The sequence below is a fragment of the Thermoplasmata archaeon genome (assembly GCA_035632695.1).
GTDB lineage: Archaea > Thermoplasmatota > Thermoplasmata > RBG-16-68-12 > RBG-16-68-12 > RBG-16-68-12.
In genome coordinates this window covers 1-25342 of record DASQGG010000090.1, presented here as the reverse complement: position 1 = coordinate 25342, position 25342 = coordinate 1, and the positions used below count along the sequence as shown (strand labels likewise).

At 67.5% G+C, this 25342-nt stretch carries 26 protein-coding genes; 11 read left to right on the top strand and 15 right to left on the bottom strand.

Features of this window, described 5'->3' with window-relative positions:
* The 3 genes from rsmA to VEY12_06680 form a co-directional block, all read left to right on the top strand.
* The coding region (gene rsmA, locus VEY12_06690; GenBank protein HYM39813.1) for a 16S rRNA (adenine(1518)-N(6)/adenine(1519)-N(6))-dimethyltransferase RsmA at positions 1 to 838 on the top strand (838 nt) is incomplete at its 5' end.
* Positions 839 to 883: 45 nt separating this feature from the next.
* Entirely contained in the window at positions 884 to 1750 is an 867-nt protein-coding gene (locus VEY12_06685; GenBank protein HYM39812.1) for a hypothetical protein, read from the top strand.
* Positions 1751 to 1752: 2 nt separating this feature from the next.
* Positions 1753 to 2823 carry an NDP-sugar synthase gene (locus tag VEY12_06680; GenBank protein ID HYM39811.1) on the top strand — a complete coding sequence of 357 codons (1071 nt, stop codon included), beginning with the start codon at positions 1753 to 1755 and terminating at the stop codon, positions 2821 to 2823.
* Between the two features lie 33 nt (positions 2824 to 2856).
* Here the strand turns inward: VEY12_06680 and hutI are convergent, their stop codons facing one another.
* The 5 genes from hutI to VEY12_06655 all read right to left on the bottom strand — a co-directional run bounded on the left by hutI (position 2857) and on the right by VEY12_06655 (position 8337).
* Positions 2857 to 4173, bottom strand: a complete 1317-nt coding sequence (gene hutI, locus VEY12_06675; protein HYM39810.1) for an imidazolonepropionase — start codon at positions 4171 to 4173, stop codon at positions 2857 to 2859.
* Positions 4170 to 5093 carry a mevalonate kinase gene (gene mvk, locus VEY12_06670; GenBank protein ID HYM39809.1) on the bottom strand — a complete coding sequence of 308 codons (924 nt, stop codon included), beginning with the start codon at positions 5091 to 5093 and terminating at the stop codon, positions 4170 to 4172. The genes hutI and mvk overlap by 4 nt, the downstream gene beginning before the upstream one ends.
* 43 nt (positions 5094 to 5136) lie before the next feature.
* Entirely contained in the window at positions 5137 to 7329 is a 2193-nt protein-coding gene (locus tag VEY12_06665; GenBank protein ID HYM39808.1) for a CDC48 family AAA ATPase, read from the bottom strand.
* Positions 7330 to 7444: 115 nt separating this feature from the next.
* Entirely contained in the window at positions 7445 to 7963 is a 519-nt protein-coding gene (locus VEY12_06660; GenBank protein HYM39807.1) for an Hsp20/alpha crystallin family protein, read from the bottom strand.
* Positions 7964 to 8163: 200 nt separating this feature from the next.
* On the bottom strand, positions 8164 to 8337 hold the full coding sequence (locus VEY12_06655) for a DNA-directed RNA polymerase subunit K (protein HYM39806.1): 174 nt from the start codon (positions 8335 to 8337) through the stop codon (positions 8164 to 8166).
* Positions 8338 to 8607: 270 nt separating this feature from the next.
* On the opposite strand from VEY12_06655, the gene VEY12_06650 reads away from it, so the two are divergent.
* Entirely contained in the window at positions 8608 to 9228 is a 621-nt protein-coding gene (locus VEY12_06650) for a winged helix-turn-helix domain-containing protein (GenBank protein HYM39805.1), read from the top strand.
* 322 nt (positions 9229 to 9550) lie between these two features.
* On the top strand, positions 9551 to 10021 hold the full coding sequence (locus tag VEY12_06645) for a DUF2240 family protein (protein HYM39804.1): 471 nt from the start codon (positions 9551 to 9553) through the stop codon (positions 10019 to 10021).
* Here the strand turns inward: VEY12_06645 and VEY12_06640 are convergent, their stop codons facing one another.
* On the bottom strand, positions 10022 to 10519 hold the full coding sequence (locus VEY12_06640; GenBank protein HYM39803.1) for a multiprotein bridging factor aMBF1: 498 nt from the start codon (positions 10517 to 10519) through the stop codon (positions 10022 to 10024).
* 79 nt (positions 10520 to 10598) lie between these two features.
* Here VEY12_06640 and VEY12_06635 point away from each other — a divergent pair, with 79 nt between their 5' ends.
* From VEY12_06635 to VEY12_06625, 3 genes are all read left to right on the top strand, one after another.
* On the top strand, positions 10599 to 11810 hold the full coding sequence (locus tag VEY12_06635) for a proteasome-activating nucleotidase (protein HYM39802.1): 1212 nt from the start codon (positions 10599 to 10601) through the stop codon (positions 11808 to 11810).
* An 83-nt stretch (positions 11811 to 11893) separates the two neighbouring features.
* Positions 11894 to 12769, top strand: coding sequence for an FKBP-type peptidyl-prolyl cis-trans isomerase (locus tag VEY12_06630; protein HYM39801.1), 876 nt, complete (start codon positions 11894 to 11896; stop codon positions 12767 to 12769).
* Positions 12770 to 12780: 11 nt separating this feature from the next.
* Positions 12781 to 13398 carry a hypothetical protein gene (locus VEY12_06625; protein HYM39800.1) on the top strand — a complete coding sequence of 206 codons (618 nt, stop codon included), beginning with the start codon at positions 12781 to 12783 and terminating at the stop codon, positions 13396 to 13398.
* Here the strand turns inward: VEY12_06625 and VEY12_06620 are convergent.
* Genes VEY12_06620 through thiD form a run of 4 tightly spaced genes read right to left on the bottom strand, consistent with a single transcriptional unit; the run spans position 13395 to position 17859 of the window.
* The gene (locus VEY12_06620) at positions 13395 to 14099 is read right to left on the bottom strand and encodes a glycosyltransferase (GenBank protein HYM39799.1); all 705 of its coding nucleotides are present in this window, start codon (positions 14097 to 14099) and stop codon (positions 13395 to 13397) included. The genes VEY12_06625 and VEY12_06620 overlap by 4 nt on opposite strands.
* Positions 14096 to 15400 carry an FAD-dependent oxidoreductase gene (locus tag VEY12_06615; GenBank protein HYM39798.1) on the bottom strand — a complete coding sequence of 435 codons (1305 nt, stop codon included), beginning with the start codon at positions 15398 to 15400 and terminating at the stop codon, positions 14096 to 14098. Before VEY12_06615 ends, VEY12_06620 begins: the two co-directional genes overlap by 4 nt.
* 42 nt (positions 15401 to 15442) lie before the next feature.
* Entirely contained in the window at positions 15443 to 16588 is a 1146-nt protein-coding gene (locus VEY12_06610; GenBank protein HYM39797.1) for a glycosyltransferase, read from the bottom strand.
* Positions 16585 to 17859, bottom strand: coding sequence for a bifunctional hydroxymethylpyrimidine kinase/phosphomethylpyrimidine kinase (thiD, locus tag VEY12_06605; GenBank protein ID HYM39796.1), 1275 nt, complete (start codon positions 17857 to 17859; stop codon positions 16585 to 16587). The genes VEY12_06610 and thiD overlap by 4 nt, the downstream gene beginning before the upstream one ends.
* A 106-nt stretch (positions 17860 to 17965) precedes the next feature.
* Between thiD and VEY12_06600 the strand changes: the two genes are divergently transcribed.
* Positions 17966 to 18346 (top strand): hypothetical protein, encoded by a 381-nt coding sequence (locus tag VEY12_06600; protein HYM39795.1) that lies wholly within the window; start codon positions 17966 to 17968, stop codon positions 18344 to 18346.
* A 12-nt stretch (positions 18347 to 18358) separates the two neighbouring features.
* On the opposite strand, the gene thpR is transcribed toward VEY12_06600, so the two are convergent.
* The 4 genes from thpR to VEY12_06580 all read right to left on the bottom strand — a co-directional run bounded on the left by thpR (position 18359) and on the right by VEY12_06580 (position 20378).
* Positions 18359 to 18916 (bottom strand): RNA 2',3'-cyclic phosphodiesterase, encoded by a 558-nt coding sequence (thpR, locus tag VEY12_06595; GenBank protein ID HYM39794.1) that lies wholly within the window; start codon positions 18914 to 18916, stop codon positions 18359 to 18361.
* A gap of 2 nt (positions 18917 to 18918) precedes the next feature.
* Positions 18919 to 19386 (bottom strand): hypothetical protein, encoded by a 468-nt coding sequence (locus VEY12_06590; GenBank protein ID HYM39793.1) that lies wholly within the window; start codon positions 19384 to 19386, stop codon positions 18919 to 18921.
* 13 nt (positions 19387 to 19399) lie between these two features.
* A complete protein-coding gene (pyrH, locus tag VEY12_06585) occupies positions 19400 to 20083 on the bottom strand; it encodes a UMP kinase (GenBank protein ID HYM39792.1) in 684 nt (227 codons plus the stop codon).
* 67 nt (positions 20084 to 20150) lie between these two features.
* A complete protein-coding gene (locus tag VEY12_06580; protein HYM39791.1) occupies positions 20151 to 20378 on the bottom strand; it encodes a hypothetical protein in 228 nt (75 codons plus the stop codon).
* Positions 20379 to 20530: 152 nt separating this feature from the next.
* Between VEY12_06580 and prf1 the strand changes: the two genes are divergently transcribed.
* On the top strand, positions 20531 to 21760 hold the full coding sequence (gene prf1 / locus VEY12_06575) for a peptide chain release factor aRF-1 (protein HYM39790.1): 1230 nt from the start codon (positions 20531 to 20533) through the stop codon (positions 21758 to 21760).
* Complete coding sequence (gene argS, locus VEY12_06570; GenBank protein ID HYM39789.1) at positions 21760 to 23475, top strand: arginine--tRNA ligase; 1716 nt, start codon at positions 21760 to 21762, stop codon at positions 23473 to 23475. The genes prf1 and argS overlap by 1 nt, the downstream gene beginning before the upstream one ends.
* Positions 23476 to 23511: 36 nt before the next feature.
* Here argS and VEY12_06565 read toward each other — a convergent pair.
* The coding region (locus tag VEY12_06565) for a PKD domain-containing protein (GenBank protein HYM39788.1) at positions 23512 to 25342 on the bottom strand (1831 nt) is incomplete at its 5' end.

The window sequence follows — 25342 nt, the reverse complement described above, 5'->3', positions numbered from 1 at the left end:
ATCGGCCCGGTTCTCTCCCGCTCCCGTGGCCCGCGGGGACCCGCGCACCGTACTCCAGGAGCTGGGCGTGCGGCCGAGCAAGTCCCGCGGCCAGCACTTCCTGGTGGACGCGCGCGTCGCGGCGCGTGCCCTAGCCCACGCCGACGTACATGCCTCGGACACGGTCCTGGAGATCGGTCCCGGCCTGGGCGTGCTGACCCGCGGACTCGTGGAGCGCGCGAAACGGGTCGTTGCGATCGAATCCGACCGACGGTTCGCTGAGTATCTCCGCAGGGCCGTGCCAGCGGCAGAGATCGTGCACGCCGACGCGCTGAAAGTTGAGTGGCCCGCCTTCGACGTCATGGTGTCCAACCTTCCCTATCAGATTTCGTCGCCCCTAACTTTCCGCCTCCTGGGAACGCCGTTCGATCGGGCGGTCCTCATGTACCAATGGGAATTCGCGCGGCGCATGGTGGCCGCGCCGGGCACTGAGGACTATTCGCGCCTCAGCGTGGGCGTGTACGTCCGCGCGACCTGCGAAATCCTGGAGCGCGTGCCCCGGAACGCGTTCCTGCCGCAGCCCAGGGTGAACTCGGCCTTGGTCCGCCTGGAACCGCGGCCCAGTCCGTTCCCGATTGCGGACCCGGACCGGTTCGACGCGGTCGTCGCCGCCTTGTTCGAGCACCGGCGCAAGACCGTGGAGAACGGCCTCCGGCTCGCCTGGCGGTCCCTCGCCGCATCCCCGGCCGCCTTGGAGGCGTCCCTCCCGGAGGTCCCCTTCCGGGGGCGGCGGGTCGAGGAGCTGCGGCCCGAGGAGATCGAACTCGTCGCGTCCGCGACCGTACGGGCGAAAGGTTAATGGTCCAACCCCAAATAGCGCTCTCTCGATTTCCCGAGGGGCGCCATGGTCCGGAAGAAGACCCTTTCTGAGCTCGACCAGGCCGAGATCAAGCTCGAGTCCCTCCTCGAGAAGCGGGACGCCCTGAACCAGGAAGCGCAGCTCGCCCGCGGGGAACGGGACATGGTCCACGACAAGAAGCGGGAGCTCTCCGCGAAGCTGCGCGAGATCAAGGACCGCCGCGGCAGCCTGGCGGCGGAGGCGCGCGCGCATCGCTCGAAACGCGACGAGTACCAAGTCAAGGCCAAATCCCTGATCGAGCTCAAGCGGAAGCTGCGGACCCACGGAGGCGCCTCGGCCTCCGAGGAGCTCCGGAACCTGAAGCGACAAACCCAGGCCATGGAGCTCAAGCAGCAGACCGCCTCGCTGAGCCTGGCCGCAGAAAACGATCTCATCGACCAGATCAAGGAGCACCTGAAGCGGGTCAAGGAGCTCCAGGTCCTCAAGGACGAGCAGGACAAGATCTCCAAGGAGGTCAAGGACCTGGACGGGACGATCACAGACTTGTTCGCGAAGGCGGACGCGGAGCACAAGATCGCCTCCGAGCTCAGCGCCCGGGCCCAGGCCGTCCATCAGGAGACGATCGAGCTCGTCCAGGAGATCTCCGCGCTCATCGTCGAGGGGAATGCGAAGCACGAGGCGTATCTCGAGGCTCGGGGGAAGGCGGACGAGGTCCACGCGAAGGTGGTGGAGATGCGGGACAAGGTCCTGTCGATCCGTGGCGCGAAGCGCGCGGAGGCGAGGGAGGCCCGGGACCTCTTGCGAACCCAGAACCGTTCCGTCCGTCGCGCGCTGTACGACGAGAAGAAGCTCGAGGAGGCGGCGGATCAGGCCGTCAAGGCGCTCCTCCAAAAAGGCCGCGTGGAGATCTGAGCATGAAGGCGATCGTCCTCGCGGGCGGGGAGGGCACGCGCCTTAAGCCGCTCACGTACAAGCGCCCCAAGCCCCTCATGCCCGTCGCGGGCCGACCCTGCATCGACTACGTGATTCGGTCCCTGGTGGCCTCCGGATTCCAGGAGATCATCACGACGACCTCCTACCTGAGCGACACGCTGATCAAGAGCATCGGGGACGGCCTCGACTACAACGCCTCCATCCTGTACAGCTTCGAGGCGAATCCGGCGGGGACCGCGGGCGCCGTGCGGCGCGTCGCGAACTTCATCGATGACACCTTCGTCGTCGCCATGGGCGACATCCTCGCGGATGTGGACTTCCGCGCCCTGTACGACTTCCACAAGCGCAAGGGAGGCGTCGTCACGATCGCCCTGACCGAGGTCGAGGACCCGACCCAGTACGGGATCGTGGGCCTCGACGCGAAGGGCCGCATCCAGAAGTTCAAGGAGAAGCCGCCCAAGGAGGAGGCGTTCTCCAAGCTCGCGAACGCGGGCATCTACGTGTGCGAGCCCGAGATCCTGGACTTCATCCCCGCGGACCAGAAGTTCGACTTTTCCAAGGACCTCTTCCCCAAGCTCATGTCCAAGGGCCTCGCGCTGTACGGCCAGCGGCTCGAGGGAGTCTGGATGGACATCGGCCGGCCGCATGACCTCTGGCTCGCGTCCATGGAGGTTGTGCGCCGGGAGGGCAAGCCGCTGCGCCGCCCGGGCGTCGCGAGCGAGGGACCCGTGATCCTGGACGCCAGCGCCGTGCTCGAGGACGGCGTGACGTTGACAGGCCCGTGCTACGTTGGGCCGGCCGCCACGATGCGGCGCGCGAGCGTCGTGGACAACGCGTGCCTCTACGAGTCCGCTCGCCTCGAGGGCCGGGCGGTGGTCCGGAAAAGCATCGTCCTTGAGGGCAGCGTCGTGGGGCCAGGCGCGGAGATCGTGGACAGCGTGGTCTCCCAGAACTGTGTGATCGGGGAAGGCGCCCACATTTCCCGAAGCATCATCGGGGACGACATGACCGTGCGCGCCGGCTCGCGCCTCGAGAACGCGACCGTGTCGTGAACCGATCCCGCCACGTCGTGGTCCGCGGGCGTGTCAGCGGGTCAGCGCGCGGCCCTTGCGAATCCGGCCCCGCTTGACGACGGCCTCGGCCAGGTCACCACCGAGGCGGTATCCTAGGTGATGGTAGCTGGGCGCATCCAAGATCAGGAGGTCGGCCAACTTCCCACGCTCGAGGGATCCGACTTCGTCCCCACGTCCGATCGCGTGCGCCGCGTTGATCGTCGCCGCGGTGATCGCCTGCGCCGGAAGGAGGCCGTTGTGGTGGCACGCCAGGGCGATCACGAGCTGCATGGACTCGCACCAGCAGTTCGGGTTGAAGTCCGTGCCCAGGGCCACAGGCACGCCCGCGGCGATCCAGCGGCGACCGTCCGCGTAGGGCACCCGGGACGAGAGGGACGTCGCCGGGAGCAGCGTGGCAATCACGCCCGCCTGGGCCATCGCCTCCATCCCTGCCTCGGAGGTCCGAAGGACATGGTCCGCGGAGACCGCGCGGACCGCCGCCGCGAGCCCGGCGCCGCCCGTATCTGCGATCTCGTCCGCGTGGACCTTGGGGCGCAGGCCTAGCGCCGAGGCCTTCTCGAAGAGGCGGCGGCCTTGCTCCACGGAAAAGTAGCCTTCGTCCACGAAGGCGTCGCAGAACGTCGCGCCCCTCGCGAGGGAGACGGCCAGGAGCGTCTCGGAGAGGAGCAGATCGACGTACGCGTCCGAACGGCCCTCGTACTCCGGCGGCACGGCGTGGGCGCCAAGGAAGGTCGGCACGACGTCGACCCCGGCCGCGCGGCCCGCTTCGGCCGCGGCGCGGAGCATCTTGAGTTCATCCGCGGTCCTCAGGCCGTAGCCGCTCTTCACCTCCACGGTCGTCGTGCCGAACGAGACGAAGGTGAGCAGGCGGTCCACGCCGAGCCGGACCAGCTCGGCTTCCTCCGCATCCCGCGTCGCCCGCATCGTGTGGAGGATGCCGCCTCCTCGCGCCGCGATCTCCGCATACGAAAGCCCTTGGGCCTTCCACTCGATCTCGTGCGCCCGGGAGCCCGCGAAGATCGCGTGGGTGTGCGCATCCACGAGCCCCGGGAGGACGACCTTGCCCGAGGCGTCGAGGGTCGTCGCGGCCCGCGGATGCCGGGTCAGAACCTCTTGCGTGGTCCCGAGGTCCGCGATCCGTTCCCCTTCGATGTACACGGCACCGTCCGGAATGATCCCTAGCTCGGACGCCGCCTCCCGAATCCGAGGCCCCCGAGGGCCTCGCAGGGTGAGCAGTTCGCTCGCATGGACCACGGCGAGGGATCGAGCGACGGGGGCCGCCTCGCCGCGCACGGCGCGGATTTTGTGCGCCTGGGGCGTCGGCCTCATGGGAGCCTCCGGACACCGACGGGATCGGACCGTACGAGGAAGGCCTTGCCTCCGGCCGCTCGGATCGCGTCCGCGGTCTTCTTGGGTTCATCGGTCAAGGCGAACATGCTCCCGCCGCCGCCGGCGCCCGTGAGCTTGGCACCGTAGCTGGAAGGCCGCGCGGCCTTCACCAATTTCTCCAGCGCGGGATGCCCGACGCCGAGCGCGTTCAGCAACTCCTGGTCGCGGTCCATGAGCCGGCCTGCGGCCTCCCAGTCCCGCCGTTGCAACGCGGCGAGTCCGTCCAGCGTGATCCGGCCGATTTCCTTCACCTGATCCGCCGCGGCAGGGGAGGCGTCGACCCGCGCTTTCACCCCGGCGACCAGAGGGCCCGTCGCCGCGCTGATGCCCGTGTTCCCGACGACGAACGTGAGCTCCGGGAGGGCGCAGCGGTGGAGCGACCAGCGACGGGTGTCCCGGCGCAGGGTCCAGAGAAGGTCCTCGCCTTCCTCCGGCTTGACGAGCACGCCGCCGCCCGCCGTCGCCGTGCTGGTGTCGATCGGGCTTGCCCGTCCCTGCACCTCGTGCTCGACCTCGAAGGCCTCGCGCGCGATCTTCGGGGGATCGAAGCGATCCTTCAGCGCGTACGCCGCGCCCAGGCTCGCCACCGTGACCGCCGCGGAGGAGCCGAGGCCCGTGCCCGTGGGGATCATGGACCGGATCTCGAGCCACAGGGGTCCGTCCTCCCAAGCGCGCTTGAACGCTGCCTTCACGTAGCGGTACTTGGGCTCGTCGAGGGAGGCCCCGTCCACGAGCCACTCGGGGTTCGGGCGCGCGAAAACCTCCGTCCGGAGGCTGATCGCCGTGCAGAGGGCGGGCTCGCCGAAGACGACCGCGTGCTCCCCGAAGAGGATGAGCTTGCCCGGGGCGGACGCGGCCATGCGGGCGGCGATTGCCGCCACCCCACCTTAACCCTTGTCCTCCTCAACTGACCTCGAGGTCCTTGGTGAACTTCGAGGAGAGCGCTTGGTAGCCGCCCGCGTCCTTGGTCTGGGGCGCCACCTTCTTCAGGGCTGCCTCGAAGTCCTTCTTCGTGATCTTGACCTTCTTGAGCGAGGCCTCGTCGAGCGTCTTGACGGTCGTCGCGTACTCGCGCATCGCGAGCATGGACGCCTCGTTGCAGAGGGCCGCGAGCTCGGCGCCCGTGTACTTCTCCGTGCGCTTCGCGAGGTCGTCCAGGTTCACGTCCGAAGCCAAAGGTTTCTTCTTCGTGTGAATCGCGAGGATGGCCTTGCGCGTCGCGAGATCCGGGGGCGGAATGTACAGGTGTCGGTCGAAGCGGCCGGGCCGCAGCAGGGCAGGGTCCACGAGGTCCGCGCGGTTCGTCGCGGCGATCACCGTCACGTTGTGCAGCTCTTCGAGACCGTCCATCTCCGTGAGGATCTGGGAGATCACGCGCTCCGTGACCTGGGCGTCGGAGGACATGCCACGGACGGGGGTGATCGCGTCGATCTCGTCGAAGAAGATCACGCACGGGGCGGCGGTCTTCGCCTTGCGGAAGGTCTCCCGGACCATCCGCTCCGACTCGCCGACCCACTTGCTCAGGAACTCGGGGCCGCGCACCGAGATGAAGTTCGCCTCGGACTCCGTGGCCACGGCTTTCGCGAGGAGCGTCTTGCCCGTGCCCGGCGGCCCGTACAGGAGCACGCCGCGGGGTGGGCGGGCGTCGAAGTGCACGAAGAGCTTGTTCATCTTGATGGGCCACTCAATTGACTCCTTGAGCTCCTGCTTCGCCTCGTCGAGGCCGCCGACGTCGTCCCAGTGGACGTTGGGCTTTTCGATGAGGACCTCCCGCATCGTCGAGGGCTCGAGTTCCCGATACGCCTGGAGGAAGTCGTCCCGGGTCACCGTGAGCTTGGCGAGGACCTCGGGCGGAATCACCTCCGTCTGGAGATCGATGTCGGGGAGGATGCGGCGCAGGGAACGGATGGCGGCTTCTTTGGTGAGGGCCGCGACGTCCGCGCCCACATAGCCATGGGTGATGTTCGCGAGCTCCTTCAATTCGACGTCCTTTGCCAGGGGCATCCCTCGCGTGTGGATCTGGAGGATCTCGAGGCGGCCGTCCCGGTCCGGGACGCCGATCTCGATTTCCCGGTCGAAGCGACCCGGGCGGCGCAGCGCGGGATCGAGCGCATTGGGTCGGTTCGTCGCTCCGATGACGACGACCTTGCCGCGACCCTGGAGGCCGTCCATGACCGCCAGGAGCTGCGCGACCACGCGGCGTTCGACCTCGCCCGTGACCTCCTCGCGGTTCGGGGCGATGGAGTCCAGCTCGTCGATGAAGACGATGCTCGGCGCGTTCTCCTCGGCCTGCTTGAAGATCTCCCGGAGGTTCTCCTCACTCTGCCCGTAGAACTTGGACATGATCTCGGGTCCGGAGATGGAATGGAAGTTTGCGTTCGTCTCTGAGGCCACGGCCTTCGCGAGCAGCGTCTTGCCCGTCCCGGGCGGCCCGTGCAGGAGGACGCCCTTGGGCGCCTCGACGCCGAGTCGCTCGAAGAGCTCGGGATGGCGGAGGGGGAGCTCGATCATCTCGCGGACCTTCCGGACCGCGTCGCCCAGACCGCCGATGTCATCGTAGGTGACCCGCGGGAGTTTCGCTTCCTCCTCCTTGGCGGGCGTCTCCGCGAGCTTGATCTCCGTCTGCGGGCCGACGATGACCGCGTCGGCACCGGGCTGGAACGAGGTGACCACGAAGTCGAACTTGCGGCCCATGATGCTCACGGTCACCAGGTCGCCGCGGGTGACGGGTCTTCCTTGGAGCACCTGGGCCATGAACTGCTCGCCCCCCATGATCCGCACGGCCTCCGTAGGGGCGAGGCTCAACCGCTCCGCGGGTCGGGCGAGGGCCTTGCGCAGGCCCACCTTGTCGTCGATGCCGACGTCCGCGTTGTGCCGCTGCATGCCGTCCATGCGGATGACGCCGCGGTTCGCGTCCTCCGGATAGCCACGCTGCACGATTGCGGCGGTCGACTTGCCGCCCTCGATCAGAACCACGTCGTCCTCACGCAACTCCAGGATCCGCATCACCTCGGGGTCGACGCGGACGATGCCTCGGCCGGCATCGGAGGGCTTCGCTTCGGTCACTCGCAGGAACTTCTCTCGTCCGTGCATCATGGGAATACCTCATGGGAGCGCGCGCGGGTCGCGACCAGGGCCGCGAGCACCGATGTCGCTCCGTGTTGAAGGCGGTATGGTCCTCACCTACGGGAAAAGGAGGAAGGGGGTCGGGTCACTCGACCCGGACCTTGACGGGCTCCGGTCGCGACGTGGGCTCCTTCTTGGGAAGCCGGAGTTCGAGGACACCGTCCTTGAGGGTCGCCTTGGCCTGGTCCGCGAGGATCTCCTCGGGCAGGGCGAGGCTGCGGCGGAAGGACCGGTACGTGCGCTCGCGGTATGCGTGGTCCTTCTCGTTCTCCTCCCGCTCCTGGCGGCTCCCCGCGGACAGCTCGACAGCGTCGGGCGTCACGCGGAGGTCGAGATCCTCCTTGGCCACGCCGGGGAGGTCGGCCTTGAGGACGTACTCGCGGCCCTCATCGACGAGGTCCACGGGCGGCGCCAGTAAGGCGACGCTGTCCCTCGCGAAGGGAGCGAGCGGGCCCCAGAACTTGCGGTCGAACTCGCTTCGGAGATCGGCCAGCCATCGGTCCATGTCTTCGAAGAGGTCCCAGGGCCGGCGCACGTCGAGCGCCCGAGCCGCGGAGTCCTCCTTCGCCTTGACCATGTCCGTGTTCTTACTCTCGCGCGTCATATTGGTTCCCTCCGTTCCGATTGCCTTTTCACCCAATAATGGGTTTGCGGTTCTATATAAGCATTCCTTATCCGCTACCACGGATCCGGCTTCCCCGGTGGGCCGCTCCGAGGGGGTGACCACCCACTACCCTCCGCGTGGCTGCCGGAGCGTGCTTGCCAAAACCATCCGTGGCTCCAAGGCCGCGGCTCCGGTCCAGTCTAGAGTTCCCGCTTCACCGTGATCGGGATCGCGCTCGCGTCGAACTCCGTCCAGGCGATCTCGATGGGGTCGACCATGCCCGATGGGATGTCGATCACGATGGGCGCCCCCATGCTGATCTGCAGGGCTCGCGCTCCGATGATGCGGGCCTTCTCGAAGCGGGTGTAGCGCACGGGGTTCCCTCGGCGAGGCCGGGCGGGTTGGAGGTCACCCTGGACCACGGGACAGGGCGGCCGTGTCGGCCCGGAAGTGACAGCCTCTACTTCAACCTTGCCCACGAGGACTCGGATCGTCCGGGACGTCCGCGGCTTGCCGGAGCGGCGGATGCCCGTTGGCGGCACCCCACCGCGCCGAAGAGAATCCGGGCTGAGAATGGGAGGGTACGCTTCTTGACCCCCGAAGTCTACGAGGGCTAGAGTCCTCCTTCCCCCGGTGAACTGCTCATGGACACGGAGACGTTTCGCCACGCCGCGACGTTGCTCTCCGGCGAGTACAGCCTCGCCATCCTGCGCGAACTCCGGGATGGGGGCTGGCATCTCTCCAGCGAGGTCGCCCGGGCGCTGCACATCCACGTGTCCACGGCGTCCCGATTCCTGCAGAGCCTCGCCGAACTGGGCCTCGTGGAGCGCCGCCCTCGCGATTCGCGCACGTCGGAGTACCGGGTTCGCTCGACCCGCGTCCTGCTCGAGGTGGACCTCGGGGACGACTCGGGTCCCCTCCGGGAGGCAGTCGACTTCTACGTCGCCTACTTCCAGTTCCTGTTTCAGGAGATCCGCCACCTGGGTCTCCCGAAGATCGAGGGCGAGATGGAGCGGACCCTGGTCGCGGAACATCAGGAGCTGCGGTCCATGGTCTTCGAGCAGATGATCGCCGGCAGCCAGGGCGGGCTGGACCACCTGCGGGACCTCATGGGAACCCTCCACAAGGACCTCTGGGACGTGTGCTCCCAGAGCCTGGGCCGCCCGACGGCGCGGCGGGCGTTCGAGACCGCGCTCCAGGAAGCGATCAGCGTCCACCCGGATCTGGCGATCCGCTGCGGCCTTGCCCGTCCCCTCGTAGCGTGAGACGCCTCGGGACACCCCCCGGGATGTCCCTCGGCATTAACAGCGCGTTTCATGGCCAAGCGGTGCTCACTCGACGCCCTGACCCATGCCGAGGGATTGTGGGACGCCGCGTTGTCCCCCTGTCACGGTGCGCCCCGTCCCGGGGCTATCGAGGAGGGACCCATGCGGCGTTCTCTCCCGGCTTGCATCGCGCGTCACGGATCGGCGCGACCATACGCGGGAGCGGCCAATCCATGGTCCGCCGAGGGGATAAACGTTCGCTCGGTCCGCACCTTTAATTAGCTGCCCTCGCTTCGCACGCCCTCGGGTTCCGGGCGACTTCATGGACGAGCTGCGCTACGCGATTGCCCTGCTCTTCAGACGGAAGGGGCGGGACGAGCTCACGGAACGCGAGTTCGTCCTCTCCGCCTCCATGGATCTGCGGTGGTTCCCGCCCCGGGATGCCCAACGCCTCCTTCAGCTCGGCCTTGAGACGAAACTCTTGGAATCCCACGGCGGCAACATCCGTCCCGCGTTCCCGATCGACGCCGTCGACGTCCCGCGGGACTTCGTGCCCACCGCGAAGACCCTCGAGGTTGCAACGCCTGCGTCCGAGGACGTCTTCCTCCGGATCGTGGATGCCCTGGTGGCCCATGCGAACACGGACCGCCGCGGCGTGATCGCGGCGATCAACGCGGTCCAGGAGCGCATGGACGTCGACGTGGAGGTCGCGGCCCTGATCGCAGCCCGCCAGGCTGGGCTCGACGTGGCACCCTACCTGGGCGCCGTCAAGGCCCACCTGGGGTTCCCTTGATCACTCGCTCTCGTCCTTTATCTTGATCAGGTCGCCGAGGGTCAACGCGCCCGACGGCGCCTGCTTCTTCATGGCCATGGGCACAACCTTCTCCTTGAGCTTGATGCCGAGGGCGTGCTCGACCTTGCGCACGAGGGCGTCGCCCGGCGAGATCGTGCCGGACTCGAGCTGGGAGATCACGCTGACCCTCTCGTTGATCTTCGCGCCGAGGTCCGCCTGCTTCCAGCCTTTGTCCTCGCGCGCGCGACGTATCCGTTGGGGGAAGTCCTCCGCGAGTTCCTCCTGACCTGCGTCCGCGTACACGTCTCGGGGCGTCAGACGCCGCTGCCGCGCCTCGAGTCGCTGGGCGATGACCGGCGGCATCGTTCCCCGTCGGACAACGGGAGTGGAGACCTCGTCCCCGAACTTCGCACAGCTGCTGCAGACGGCCAGGACCGTGCTCTCGATCGCCACGTTTTTCGTATGCGGAACGTCCGCGCCGCACAATTCGCAGATCACGATTTCAGGTCCGCAACCGCTAAATAAAGGGTGCCGGGTATATAGCCTTCGCCTCCGCCAGCCCACCGGACGAGATTGCATGGACGAAGAACAGATCCGGGAATTCTCGGAGAAACTATCGGAGCGAATCGCGTCGCTCGAGGATCGGAACGACAAACTTCTGGAGACGGCGCGCCGCGTGGAAGGCGAGAAGCGCTACGTGGAGACGGAGCTGATCCGGCTTCAGAAGGAGATCAAGCGGCTCAAGCAGGAGCTCGATCGGCTCAAGAGCCCGCCCCTGATCATCGGGAACATCCGCGACGTCCTGGCGGACGGGCGGGTCGTCGTGAAGTCGTCGACCGGTCCGGATTTCATCGTGAACGCCGCGGACTACATCGCCAAGGAGAACCTCCTCGTGGGGGCGCGGGTCGCGCTGAACAAGCAGACCCTCGCCGTGATGGGCGTCCTCCCGCCGTCCTACGACCCCATCGTGACGGGCGCCGAGATCATCGAGAAGCCCGAGGCCACGTACGGGGAGATCGGCGGCCTCGACCCGCAGATCCTCGAGCTCAAGGAGGCCGTCGAGGATCCGTTGCTGAAACCGGACCTGTACCGCAAGGTGGGCATCGAGCCGCCCAAGGGCGTGCTTCTCGTAGGCCCGCCCGGCACGGGAAAGACGCTCCTCGCGAAGGCGGTCGCGAACCGCACGAAGGCCACGTTCATCCGGTTCGTCGGTTCCGAGTTGGTCCAGAAGTACATCGGCGAAGGCGCGCGGCTTGTCCGGGAACTCTTCGAGCTCGCACGGAAGAAGTCGCCCTCGATTGTGTTCATCGACGAGCTGGACAGCGTGGGCGCGAAGCGCCTCGAGGTCGCGACCTCGGGCGACCGCGAGGTCCAGCGCACGCTCATGCAGCTCCTCGCGGAGCTCGACGGGTTCAACCCACTCGGCGACGTGAAGATCATCGGCGCGACGAACCGGCCGGACATCCTCGACGACGCCCTCCTGCGCCCGGGGCGCTTCGACCGGATCATCGAGATCCCCATCCCTAGCTACGAAGGTCGGCTGTCCATCTTCAAGATCCACACGCGGAAGATGAGCATCGCCGCGGAGGTGGACTTCGACGTCCTGGCCCAGCGCACGGACGGTGCGACGGGCGCCGACCTCAAGGCCATGTGCACGGAGGCCGGCATGTTCGCCATCCGCGAGGACCGCGAGGCCGTGACCATGACGGACTTCGAGCTCGCGGTGGACAAGGTCCTCGGCGAGAGCCGCGTCCGGCACGAGACGGCCAGCGGCGCGATGTACGCGTGACCCGCACATCTCCCGGAGGCGCGAGGGCTTTCCGACCAATGCACCATAACCTTTATTCGGACCCCTAGGTTAGCCCGCCCGTTATGGCCCGCCCTCTGGCCCGCGACGACTCGGGGCTGAGCGACTGGATCATCCTGCTCGCCCTGGTCGTCGCCGTCGCGGTGGTCCTCGGCGCGTACTACGTGGTGTTCACGCCCACGCCGCCGAGCCCGCCGAAGCTCGCAGGCCTGGGCGACACGGTCTACATCGATTACATCGGAACCTTCCAGAACGATAACCTCGTGTTCGACACGAGCATCCAGTCCGTCGCGGCGGACAACGCCTCGTACCCGAAGGCGTTCAGCTTCAGCTGGCACGCCTCGTACACGCCCCTGCAGTTCACGATTGGAGACGGGAGCGTGGTCAAGGGGTTCGATGAGGGCGTCCGAGGGCTCGCGCAGGGGCAGACCGCAACCGTGGTGGTCCCCGAGAACATGGGGTACGGCCCCGCAGACGCAAGCAAGATTCACACCTATCCGCTCGTGCAGACGTTCCCGGTCCGCGTGACGATGAACCAGTCCGCCTTCAGCAGCTACTACAACCAAGTCGCCGTCTCGGCGACAAACGTCTCCGACCCGATCTACGGGTGGAGCGTCCAGGTATCCATCCTCAACGGCCTGGTCGTCGTGACGAACAGCCCGTATCCCTCCGAGGTCCTCCGCCCCTACGGGAAGTGGACCGCGGTCGTCCTGAGCGTGGACGACGCCGCCAACAACGGCACGGGCCTGATCACGATGCAGAACAAGGTGGATCCATCCTTGGTCGACGTGATCGGCGGCACGTCCCCCTTGAGCGGGACGTTCTACCTGTCCGCGGTGGATCTCTCTGCGGGAACGTACACCCTGGACTTCAACAAGCAGGTCGTGGGCCGCACCCTGGTGTTCCAGATCACGCTCACGCGCCTGTCCACGGTCTACTGAGGGCCCACGCCATGGCCTCCGTGGCGGACTGGTTGTACGGCCTCTTCGGATTCCTGGGGCCCGCGGGCACCCTCCTCGCCCTGTTCCTGGTCTTCGTCATCGACGCCGCCGTGGTCCCCGCCCTGCCCGAGCTCGCCGTGGTCCTCAGCTTCCTCTATCGGAAGCCCGGGACGGACCCCCTGGGGTGGGGCGTGCTCTTGCTCGCGATGGCCATCGGCGGCGAGGTTGTCGGCAACACGGTGATGTTCCTCTGGGTCCGGAAGCTCGTGGTGGACCGCGGCCACCTCCCGAAGTTCCTGGAGCGGCTCATGAAAGGATGGACCCAGCTCATGCTCGTGCGGGACGAGCGGATCATCCTCCTGAACCGGATTGCCCCCGTGGTCCCGTTCGTCGGTGCGTTCATCGCGGTCGTGGGCTGGAACTACCCGAAGTCCCTCGCGTTCATCGTCGTCGGCGCCGCGGCCAAGTACGTCCTGCTCCTGCTCCTCGTAGGCTATCTCGGCGTCGTGTACGATCCGAACACCGCGACCTTGCTCACCGTCGCGGCCGTCGTGGTCCTCGTCGGAGTGTCCCTGGGCGCGTCCCTCCTCGTGCGGAGGCGGATGGCCGCGCCGCCGGGTCCGGCCTAGTACTCCTGGCGCGCGTACTCCTTGGGCTCCAGGGGCTTTCCCGCCAAGAGCTTGAGGTCGCCCTGAAGCCACAGGAAGAGGGTCCGCAGGTAGCCGTTCTTCTCCAGGCGGCGCACGCTCAGCTCCACATAGAGCCGGGGATCGTAGACGATGCGCCCGCGGGCCCGGATCCGGATGCCCACATCCACGTCGTCCGAGTGGGGCAGGTTCCGATAGCCTCCGATCGCCAGGAACGCGTCCTTTCGGAAAGCGGAGTTCGTGCCCCCCGTGCCGTAGAGGCCGGCGAGGGCAGCAAGGCGGATGATGCCTCGGACGAAGAAGTAGATGAACCGTGCCTTCCGTCCGCCGTCAAACGGACCGTCGGGTCCGCAGACCGCGACGACCGCGGGCTCCTGGAAGTCCTCCACGATGTGCTCGAGCCAGTCGCGGGGCAAACGGCAGTCCGCGTCCGTGGTCGCGATCACGTCGGCGCGTGCAATCCGCACCCCATCGTTCCGTGCGCCGCCGATTCCCGGCGAGGTTTGCACGAGTACGCGGTCCGCATGGCGTGCGGCAATCTCCCGGGTCCCGTCCGCGCTGTCCCCGTCCACGACGATGACCTCGAACTCGGAACGGGCCAGGGTCTGGCGGTCGAACTGGGCGAGGAACGACTCGATCCCCCGCGCCTCCTGGTAGGTCGGGACGATCACGGAGACCTTCACGCGGCGGCCTCCAGCTCGCCCGCGAGCTTGAGCGCGCGCAGGATCACCTGGTCCGTGTTGATGTACTCAAACTGGCCGAAGCGTCCCAGGAGATGGAGGCCGGCCTTCCTCGCGTACGCCTCGACGACGTCCAGGTTCCGACGATGGGCGAGGTCGAACACGACGTAGGCGTAGCGGGTGCGCGCGACGCGGGACAGCGTGACTTCCGATCGTCGGAACACCCCGAGATGATCCGCCCTCTCGACCACGTGCTCAATCAGCGCCTCGTCCGGGGAGGACCACACGGTGTCGCCGGCGTCGCACGTGATCTCGGCCATCGCAGAGCTCGTCCCGGCCGGAGCGACCCGGTCCGAGAAGTTGCTCGGGAAGGAGATCCGGTTGAACTTCCCATCCTCGGGCGTGGGGAAGTAGACCCAGCTGAAGTCGTTCAGCTCGGGCCGGCTCAGGCCGACCATGACCGTGACCAGGGAGCGATGGACGAGGGCGCGCCCCGCGGCCCGGACCTCCGCCGGGGCGGCATCGAGCGCGGCGACGAGCTCGGGAATGGGGATCGTGGCGACGAGGCGGTCGTACTCGCGGACCTCGTGGCCGTCGCTCACGGCCCACCCCTTCCCCGTTCGGCGGATCGACGTCACCCGGAAGCCGGTGCGCACCCGGGGGACCTTCGGAAGGAGGCCGCGGACCAGGCTCTCCACGCCGCCCTCGCGGGGATACAGGAAGTTGAGCTGGTGCGTGTACCCCTCGGTCGGGATGCCCAGGCTCGACTTGAGGATGTCCTCCAGCGGAGGATCGGGCACGCGTCCCTCGACCCACTCGATCCCCATCTCCGCGGCGGGCGTCTTCCAGATCTTCTCGTTGTAAGGGAGCAGGTAGGCCTCCGTGATCCCTTTCCCAAAGCGGTAGTACATCCACTCCCGGAAATTCGTGGGCTTCGGCGTCGCGTCCATCGCCCGGCCCACGTACGCCTGGACGTAGCCTAGGAGGCACGCGAGGTTGTCTTCCACGGGCAGCTCGGCGAGTCCGTTCTCGAAGGGGTACTTCACGTACCGGCCCCGGTAGAAGACCTTCGTGTTCCTCCGCCGCCGGCACACGTTCCCTCGGAGCAGGTCCTCGTAGAACGCCATGGCCTCCGGGTTCCGGGAGAACAGGATGTGGGACCCGTGCGGGTCGAACGTGAACCCGTCCGCGGTCAGGCTGCGGCAGAGCCCGCCCGGACGTTCCTCGGCTTCCAGGACCTCCGCGTCCCGGACCCGGGAGGCGAGGACGAGTCCCGAGAGGCCTCCCCCGAGGATCCCGATCACGGGGGCGCCAGATGGGGCGGGGGTATTAAGCTCTGCCTCGGCTCACGCCGTGAGCAGACGCTCGTACACGTGCTCGAGCCGCCGCGTGCAGTTCGCCACGGAGTAGGGGAGGGCGCTCTCCCGGGCCGTGGAGCGCATCGCGTCGCGGTGGTCGAGGCACTGAAGGACCGCGTTCGCGCAGCCCGCCGCATCGTTCGGGTCGAACAGGTGGCCGTTCTGGCCCTCGTGGACGAACTCGGGGATTGCCCGGAAGTTGGCCCCCGCGACGGGGCGGCCGGCCGCGAGGGCCTCGAGGATCACGAGACCCTGGGTCTCGAACTTGGAGGCGATCGCGAAGCAGTCCGCGGCCGCGTAGTACCTGGGCAGGTCCGCATCCGGCACGAATCCCGTGAAGATCACGTCGCCCGCGAGGTCCATGTGCCGGACGAGGTCGTAGTACCGCTCGAGGTAGGGTCCCGAGCCCACGACGAGGAGCTTCGCGTCCGGCTTCGCTTCCCGGATCCGCGGGAAGGCCCGGATCAGGGTGGCGAGATTCTTCTCCGGTGCCACGCGACCCACGTGGAGGATCACCTCGCTGTCGTTCAGGTCCCACTTCGTCCGCACGCTCTGGCCAGAGACCGCCGGGGAGAAACGGTCCGGATCCACGCCCGTCGGGATCACATCCGTGATAGGCGCTTCGGGCGAGAGCTCCAGGATTTCGTCGAGGATGGCCCGGCTCGGCACGACGACGCCCGTGGACTTCCGCAGGAAGACGCGCAGGTACAGGCGGCGCCCGCGCTCGAGGACGTGGAGATTGATGCCGAAGGGCGAGTAGAACGGCAAGGTGTCCTGGATCATCGTGTGGAACGTCTGGACGCTCGGGATCCTCGCCTGCCAGGAGGCCCACAGTCCCTTGATGCCGACCGTGCCGATCCCGTGGATGTGGATCACATCCACGCCGAGTTCCTTGACGAGGTCGACCTCGCGGCCCGGGAACATGGCGACGCGGTACCCCGGGTAGTGCCGGAGCTCATGGGCGCGCACGAAGATCGTGTTCCGATCCCGCCGCACGCGCCGCCTCGGATCCTCGGGCGCGAACACGACGACCTCGTGGCCGTCCGCCTCGAGCTGCCGCCGCGTCGTCAGCACGGAGGTCACGACTCCGTCCACCGTGGGCAGGTAGCTGTCGGTGAACAGGGCGATCTTCATCGGCCGCCCCCGCGGAGCAGTCTCCGGACCTTGGTCACGACACGCTCGGGATTCTCGCCGAGGACTCGCATCGTCGTCCCACTGCCTCCGTTCCTCGCGTCCACGAGGACGTCCGGCGCCGTCCCCGCCTCCACGATTGCTCGCTCCATCCAGCCCTCGTCCCGGTCGCCCCCGCGGCTTCGCCCGCGGGCCAACGTCGCGACCACGACGCGGTCGGATGGGAGGGGTTTGGCATTTTTGGGCGGGTACTTGAACCTTGCCGAGGCCCGGAGGGTCGGGTTGACATGGAGGACTGCCAGGAGGGCCGACGCGGTCTCGAGAGGCGCGCCGAAGCCGGCGGGCCCGTCCCGCTCCCTCCATACGCAGAAGTCTCCCGCGGACATCGCACCCGGGAGGGCGTAGGTCATCTCGAGGCCCCCGCGCGGCCGCAGGCGGGCAGGGACGGCGGTTGACAACGCCGCCGCACTCCTGGTGACGGCCAACCACACCTCGTAGCGATGGGGTCGGACCTGGGAGTTGATGATCTCGACACCGTGGCCCGCGCGGTACGACTCCAGGAAGCCTGACGCCACACGCCGCCGAGCGGATTCCACGGCCTGCACGAGGCTCTCGCCTTGGGCCAGGTACGCGGCCACGGAGGCCGCCAGGGTACAGCCCGCCCCGTGCAGCTCCTTGGGATACCGGAAGCTCCGGAGGCGGCGCATCCGTGTGCCGTCGAAGAGGACATCCACGAGTTCGCCCGCCACGTGGCCTCCCTTCACGAGGACCGCGTGGGGCCCCAGGCTCCGAAGCGCCCTCGCCGCCTTCTCCATGTCCTCCAGGTCACGAATCGGGAAGCCCGCGATCCGTTCCGCCTCGCGGCGGTTCGGCGTGAGCAGTTGCGCCTGAGGGAGCAGCCGCGTGACGAGGGCGTCCTTGAAATCGTCCTGCTCGAGGCGCGCGCCCACGGTGGCCACCATGACGGGGTCCACGACGAGCGGGAAATCCGTGTGGCGCAGCTCGTCCGCGACGGCCCCCACAATCTCCGCGGAGTAGAGCATGCCCGTCTTCGCGCCGCGCACCTCGAAGTCGTCGAGGACCGCGCGGAGCTGGGCGCGGATCTCCGGGGCGGGCAGGGGGAAGATCGAGGTCACGGCCCGGGTGTTCTGGGCCGTGACGCACGTGAGGACGGACGTCCCGTGGACGCCCACGGCGGCGAAGGACTTCAGGTCGGCCTGGATGCCCGCTCCGCCGCCCGAGTCACTGCCCGCGATCGTCAGGGCCGTCCTCATCGCGGCGACGATGAGGGACCCGCCCTTAAGGATGACGCCCCGGGCGTCCCTTCGGGAGGGCTCGCGGCCGCAGCGTTAAATAGAACGTGGCTCATCCAAACGTTCCATGAGGGCGCGGAGCGGCCACATCAAGTTCGACAAGAAGGTGAAGTGGAAGAACCTGGTCCCCGCCTTCAAGCCCATGTTCCTCAAGTTCCTGGAGGAGACCCAGCAGCTCCCCGAGGACGTGGAGAGCGTCGAGGTCCTCGTGGAGGAGAACCTCCGCGACCTCCGCCTGAACCGCAAGCCCGAGGGTTACAACCGGGAGAGCGTGATGCGCCTCATCTTCCCCATCTCCGACGACGTGGAGTTCTACATCTACGGGCGCGGAAAAACCCTCGAGGTCGCGCGCGTGACGGAACAGGTCAGCCACGTCCTGCAGAAGTACCGCCTCAAGCACACGATCGAGTGGGACAAGCTGCGCCTCTACGCGGACAAGAAAGAATGAGGCCGAACCGTCTCAGTCAGAGAGACGGACTGACTCGACCGTGGTATACTCGGGTCCCTGCGGCTGCAGGACGCTCTTCTTGAGGCGGATGTCCTCGATGCGCACCTGGGCAAACGTCTCGTCCTGGCGGCGTTCAAGGAGGTCCCGCACGCGGTCCAGTCCCCGGGGGATGCGGACCCGGGCGAGCGTCACGTGGGGCGACCAGGCCCGCGATTCCGGGACGAAGCCCAGGGCTCGCAGGTTCTCCTCCAGCGCGCGCGCGATCCGTGCGAGAGACTCCGCTCCCTCCAGGCCGATCCAGACCACCCGGGGCCGGCTCAGATTCGGGAACGCTCCCGTGCCGCGGACGGTGACCGTGAGCGGCGGGATGCCCTCCGAGGCCTCGCGCATGGCCGAGACGATCTCCGGCACCAGGCCATCCTCGGTGTCTCCCAGGAACTTCAGGGTCAGGTGGAGGTGGTCCGCGGAGACGAGCTTCAGGTCTCGGCTGGCGCCTCGGAGCTCCTCGAGGAAGGAGGCGATGCTCGGGAGCGGCGGCAGGTCCGCGGAAATGAACGCGCGGAAGGGCATGGTCAAGTCCCTCCAGGCACCGCGGCGCCGCAGGAGGGGCACGCCTTTCCGAGCGCGGTGCGGGGGACCGCCGACCCGCAGGCGGGGCAGCGGGGCGCTGTCGCGGAGACGAACCGGCCGCTCGCATCGACCTCGCCGTGGAGGTGTCCCTCGCGGACCGCGGTCCGGAGGATCTTCGTCGCATCCGCTTCGGGGACGTCCAGCTCCTTCGCGAGGGACCTCCCATCCGTGACGCCGGCGTCGTCCGCCAGCTTCGCCGCGTGGGCCAGGGCCAGCTCCCGCACGTGGAGGCGTCGCCACTGCCGCAGGAACAGGAGTCCCGGGACGAAGAACACCGCGGCGCACAGGGCGGCCGCGCTCGCCTCGAAGACTCGCGAGAGGGCGAGGGCGACGGCCATGAGGACCGCCGCGGCCCCCGCGGCCCAGAGGCAGAACGCGGTCAGGATGCGGTAGAGGCGGACCTGCCGCATGCGCCCGCCTTCCTCAGTCCGAGACCAGGGTGCCGCGGAACGGTCGACCTAGAATTGCGGCCTCCAGGGCGTCGAGATCGCGTCCCCGGACCACGCTCAGCGGGATTCGGTCTCGCGCGAGGACGCGCGCCGCGACCGGGTCGAACACCATGCTGGGCCCTGCGGCCCGATGGCCTTCGCCGGCTAGGCGTACGAGTTCCTCGAACCCGACGTGCTCGAGGAGTCGGGCGTCGGCGTGCGTGCGAGGATCCGCGGTGTACACGCCGGCTACGGAGGTGGCGTTCACGATGCGGCTCGCCCGGACCGCGCGGGCCAGGGAGGCGCTGACCCGATCCGTCGTGTGGCCCGGTCGGGTGCCCGCCATGAGGACGATCGGGTAACGCCGCGCGAGGCGCGCGGCTTCCGCATAGGAGCGCGCGGGCTCGCGGTTCGCGCGTCCCTTCAGGGCGGCTCCGAGGAGGCGCGCGTTCATGCGCGTGATGCCGATGCCCAGCTCGTCAAGGCGCCGTTCCGGGACGCGGAGCGCGCGCCCCGTCTCGATGTAGTAGCGGGCAACGCGCCCACCGCCCGTGACCGCGAAGAGTCGCACCTGGCGGGACACCGCGCGGAGGAGTCGGGCCAGCTCCGCGAGGTAATGCGCGTCGTCCTCGCCGGGGACGAGGACGGAGCCGCCCAAAGACACGACGACCTTCTCCATGCGATCGCGGATGCAGCGGCGAACCGCCAGGCGCCATAAAAACTGTTCGCCGCGACGCGGGCGAGGGTCAGTGGACGCGGATCTCGTTCAGGGCGACGAGGACGACCCAGAGCATCAGGAATGCCGCCCCGGAGGCGATGACGACGTCGGCCGTGGATAGGTATCCGGGGCCGCACACCTGGCTGAACGAAGGGCCTACGCAGATGCTGAGACTCATCAGGACGACTCCGCCGAACAAGAAGAGGAGGCCGAGGACGAGCGCGTACGTAGGTGCGCGTGCCGTGCGTCCCTCCAAGGAAGCCCCTCAGCGCGGTCATGCGAGCGAGCGGCCTTCAAGATTTCGCCACGCGGCCGAGACGCGTGCGAGCGGGAGCCGGACGCGGATTTGCTCGGGGTTTCGCAGGATGGCGACAGCATTCTATAGGACCAGGGTGTTTGGACCGTGAAATGGCCGAACTCTCCGAGATGGAGAAGTACAAGTTCCGTCGCGCCCTCGAGGAAATTGAGCAGGCGCAGGGCCGCGGGACGGAGCTCGTGAGCGTCTTCATCCCGCCGAACCGGCCCGTGTTCGACGTCACGAACTACCTCCGTGGGGAGATCTCCCAATCCTCGAACATCAAGAGCGCGAGCACCCGGAAGCACGTGCAGCAGGCCATCGAGTCCTGCGTCTCCCGGATCAAGGGGTACCGCATGCCGCCCCCGAACGGCCTCGTGGTCTTCGCGGGCCACAAGCAAATCGGGGCGGACCAGACCCAGATGGTCACGTTCGTCCTGGAGCCACCCGAGCCCGTGCAGTCGTTCCTCTACCGTTGCGACTCCAAGTTCTTCACGGAGCCGCTCCACGAGATGCTCGCGGAGAAGGACGTCTACGGGCTCGTGGTCATCGACCGCTCCGAGGCGACGGTCGGCGTGCTCCGGGGTAAGCGGATCGAGGTCCTGAAGAACATGCAGTCCCTCGTGCCCTCGAAGCACCGGATGGGCGGCCAAAGCGCCCGCCGGTTCGAGCGACTCATTGAGATCGCCGCGCACGAGTGGTACGAGAAGGTCGCGGGCGTCATGGAGGACGCGTTCCTGAACCATCCGGACCTCAAGGGGATCATCATTGGCGGACCGGGCTACACGAAGGAGTATTTCGCGACCCAGGACTACGTCCACCATGAGCTCCGGAAGAAGATCCTGGAACCCTTCCTGGACACGGGGTACACGGACGAGTACGGGCTGCGAGAGCTCGTCGAGAAGGCCCGAGGCATCCTCTCCAACCTCGATCTCATGCGCGAGAAGACCCTCGTCCAGAAGCTCCTGGACGAGATCCGGAAGGAGGAGGGAGGCCTCGCGGCGTACGGCGAGGACCAGGTTCGCCACGCCCTCCGGCTGGGCGCGGTGGACACCCTTCTCATTTCCGAGGGCATCCGAAAACTCCGACTCAAGCTCAAATGCGTGAACGGCGACTGGACGGGGGAGAAGACCGTGGCCGACGAAGCGATCCTACCCAAGTGCCCCCAGGACGGAGGCAGCCTGACGGTCCTCGAGAAGGAGGACATCATCGAGGAGTTCAACGGCCTCGCCGGGCAGTCCGGCACCAAGGTGGAGCTCATCTCGAAAGATTCCGAGGAAGGGGAACTCTTCCTCCGTGCGTTCGGTGGGATCGCCGCCATCCTCCGCTACCGGGTGACGTGATGGGCCACGATCCGTGGACCGAACTCCGAGAGCGGGCCGAGGGGGTCCGCGCCACCATCGAAGCGACGCTCCGCGTGCGGGCTCACGCCGAGCTCGCCGAGGCGCCGGAGGACAAGGGCCTGTTCTCCCTGGCCGTGTTCCCGTACTCGAAAGAGACTCGGCAGCCGCCGGCGGAGGTCGCGCGACGGGCCGCCAGCGTCCCGGTCCCGGCGCCGTTCGCTCCGCTGCAGGCCGTCGGCGGATACGTGAACTTCGTCCCCGATCCCCCGGCGTTCGCGGCACTCGTGATGGGTTCCGCGGCCTCGGCCGGCCCCGCCTACGGTTCGTCGCCGCCGGTCCCAACCCGAGTCCTCCTCGAGCACACGAGCACGAACCCCACCGGGCCGCTCCACGTGGGCCGCGCCCGCAATCCGATCTACGGGGACGCCCTGGCGCGCCTCCTTAGGATGGCGGGCTTCCCGGTCTCGCGCGAGTACCTGGTGAACGACATGGGCCGGCAGATGGTCGTCCAGTACTGGGGGACGAAGCACCTGCGGCCGGATGAGGTCGGACCCCCGGACCTCGACAAGCCGGACTATCGGTTCATCAAGTACTACCAGAAGGCCACGGAGATCTTCGAACGGGACCCGCAGGCCAAGGCGGACGTCGCGGCGATGATTCAGCGCTTCGAGCAGGGTGATGCGGGTCTCGTGCGCGAGGTCCGGAAGGTCGGCGAGGAAGTCCTCGCGGGGATCCTGCAGTCCCTGAAGCGGCTCGGAGTCGGGTTCGACTCGTTCTTCTGGGAGAGCGACCTGATCCTGGACGGCCGCGTCCAGCAGGTCATGGAGCGGCTCATGCCCCTGAGCCGCGAGGAGGACGGCGCGCACTACCTCGATCTCTCCTCGTTCGGGCTCGAAGGCGACGCGGCGAAGTACTTCTTCGTCCGGAAGGACGGCACCTCCCTGTACACGACGCGGGACATCGCGTACCACCTAGACAAGATGGGGCGATGCGACCTCGCAATCAACGTCCTCGGGGAGGACCAGAAGCTCACGTTCCAGCGGCTCAAGGCCGCGTTCCGTCTCATGAGGATCGACTGGGCGCCCGAGACGATTTTCTACGCGTTCGTGAGCCTCCCCGAGGGGAAGATGTCTACCCGGAAGGGCGTCGTCGTGAACCTGGACGACCTGATCGACGAGGCCGTGGCCCGCGCGTATGCGGAGGTGTCCAAGCGCCGGGAGGATCTCCCCGAGCTCCGCAAGCGGGAGATCGCCGAATTCGTGGGCGTCGGGGCGGTGCGATACAACCTGGTCCGCGTGCAGGCGGAAAAGCGAATCGTGTTCAAATGGGAGGAGGCGCTTAACTTCGAAGGCAACTCGGCGCCGTTCCTCCAGTACGCGCACGCCAGGGCGTGCAGCATCCTGGAGAAGGCAGGATCCTGGACGAAGGGCGACGCGCGTCTGCTCGTGCATCCCCAGGAGCAGCTCCTGCTGCGACGCATCGCCCGATTCCCGTCGGCGGTGCGGGACGCGGCGATCAGCCGCCGGGTCCACACGGTCGCCACATTCGCCGCGGACATCGCGGGCCAGTTCAACCAGTTCTACCGGGATTGTCCCGTCCTCACGGCGGAGACGCCCGCCCTTCGGGCTGCGCGGCTGGATCTCGTGGCCGCGTTCCGGGTGGTCCTCCAGAACGCCCTCCAGAGCCTCGGCCTCGTCGCCCCGAAGGAAATGTAGGTGGGTCGAAAAGGGGAAAGGGGAAGAGAGGCGCCCTCACAGGCGCTTCTTCTCTTCCTTGGCTTCTCGTTCCTTCCGTGGCCTCTCCTTGCCGCCCTCGTCCTTGCCGCCCTTCGCGCGCCGGAACCGCGGCTGCCAGTCGCCCGCCTTCACCTTGCGGCGGTAGTACATCGCGAAGATGACGACCGCGAAGACCGCCACCACGCTGCCGATGATCGCGTAGTTCACCCACGCGGGCTGTTGCACGATGATCGACACGGTCGCCGTGTTCCCCTTCAGGGTGTACGGCATGTTCTGATCCGACACTGTGATCGTGAGGGTCTTGTTGCCCTGGCCGATCACGCTCACGGAGACCTTGAACACCGCGGTCCCGCCGGGGGCGATGCTGGACAGCGCCGTCCCGTTCTTGTCGGCCATGGACCACGTCGGCGACAGGTCGGTCGACGAGGTGCCGCTGCTTTCCGACACGCGGACTGTGACGTGGCTCGCGGTCCCCCACCCGGCCGTGTTCGTCACGTTCAGGGTGATGGTGACCGTCTGGCCGCTCTGGGGGTTCGCGTTGTCGATCTTCACGGAACTCTGGACGATGGTCAGGTACGGGTGCAGAGCGTGGTCGATCTGCACGCTGACGTTCTGTGTGAGGGTCCCGTTGTTCGGCTTGCCGGATCCGAAGCCTGTGTCCCGCGCGACGAGCTTGACGGGATAGCTCAGGTTCCATTGCGACCAGCCGAACGTGATGTTCTCTCCCCACATCTGGCGCGTCGTCCGGGTATCGCCGATCAGGGGCCCAGGGATCGTCCAGGTGAAGTTGATCGCGGACACCTTGTCGTAGTCGTCCGTCGTCTTCGAGGCGTTGAACGTGTAGTTCCGCATCTCGACCAGGGTGGACACGGGTGCGTAGTCGTTGGTCGGGTCCAGGATCGTGAACCCGGGCACGGGCGGCTGCGTGTCGTTCACGGTGATTGTCAGGGAGACGTTCGCTCCCTTGTTCCCGACGCTGTCCGTGAGCGTGAGGTTCACGAGGAACTTCCCGGGCTTGCTGAACGTCCAGTTGACGACCCGTCCCGTGGCGTCCGTGATGTTGCCTCCGTGGAAGTCCCACGCATAGCCCGAGTTCAGGATGACGCCCGTCTTGCCGGGGTACGCAAGGTCCGTGGAGAGGCCACCGTCGAACCGGATCACGGTGCCTTCGTTCACGTGGAGGTTCGCGCCGACCGCAGAACCGGTCCCCGTGACGTTCGTCTTGAAATTCGCGGTGGGAGCCACGCCGTCGACCCAGATGTCGATGTTCCGGTAGGTCACGTTGCCGCCCGACCCGATCGCGGTCAGGTTGGCGATGTACGGTCCCGCCTGGGGGAACGCGAACGTGGGCGTGATCCCGTAACGCACGTTGTTCGGGGGATTCGGGACGCTCACGTTGCCCAGGAAGCGCCACGTGAAGTTGTCGCGGGTCGAGTCGTTCGAGGGCGGGTTTGAGGTCTCCGCCGCGCTGAACGTGATGTTCATGTTGTTCGCGACGTACGCCTGGTAGTGCTGGTACGTCGAGTTCACCACGTAGAACTTCCCGCTCGGACCCGTCACCTTGGCCCGGGCGATCCCCACGAGGGACCGCTCGAGGACCATCCGGATGGCCTGGCCCGTGAGCCCAGGATAGATCGTGATGTCCGTGTAGCCCACGGTCGCGATGGCCGACGGGCTCGGCAGGATCGTGTTCGACACCATCTCATAGTCCACGGGCAGCTTGACCACGTACGTCTCGTTGTGGAAGACCGTCGTGTTCGTGCTTGGAATCAGGGTCAGGTTCAGGTAGTCCTTCGGCTGGCCGTACTTGATCCACGCGGTCGACTTGAGGCGGTAGGTCGCCGAG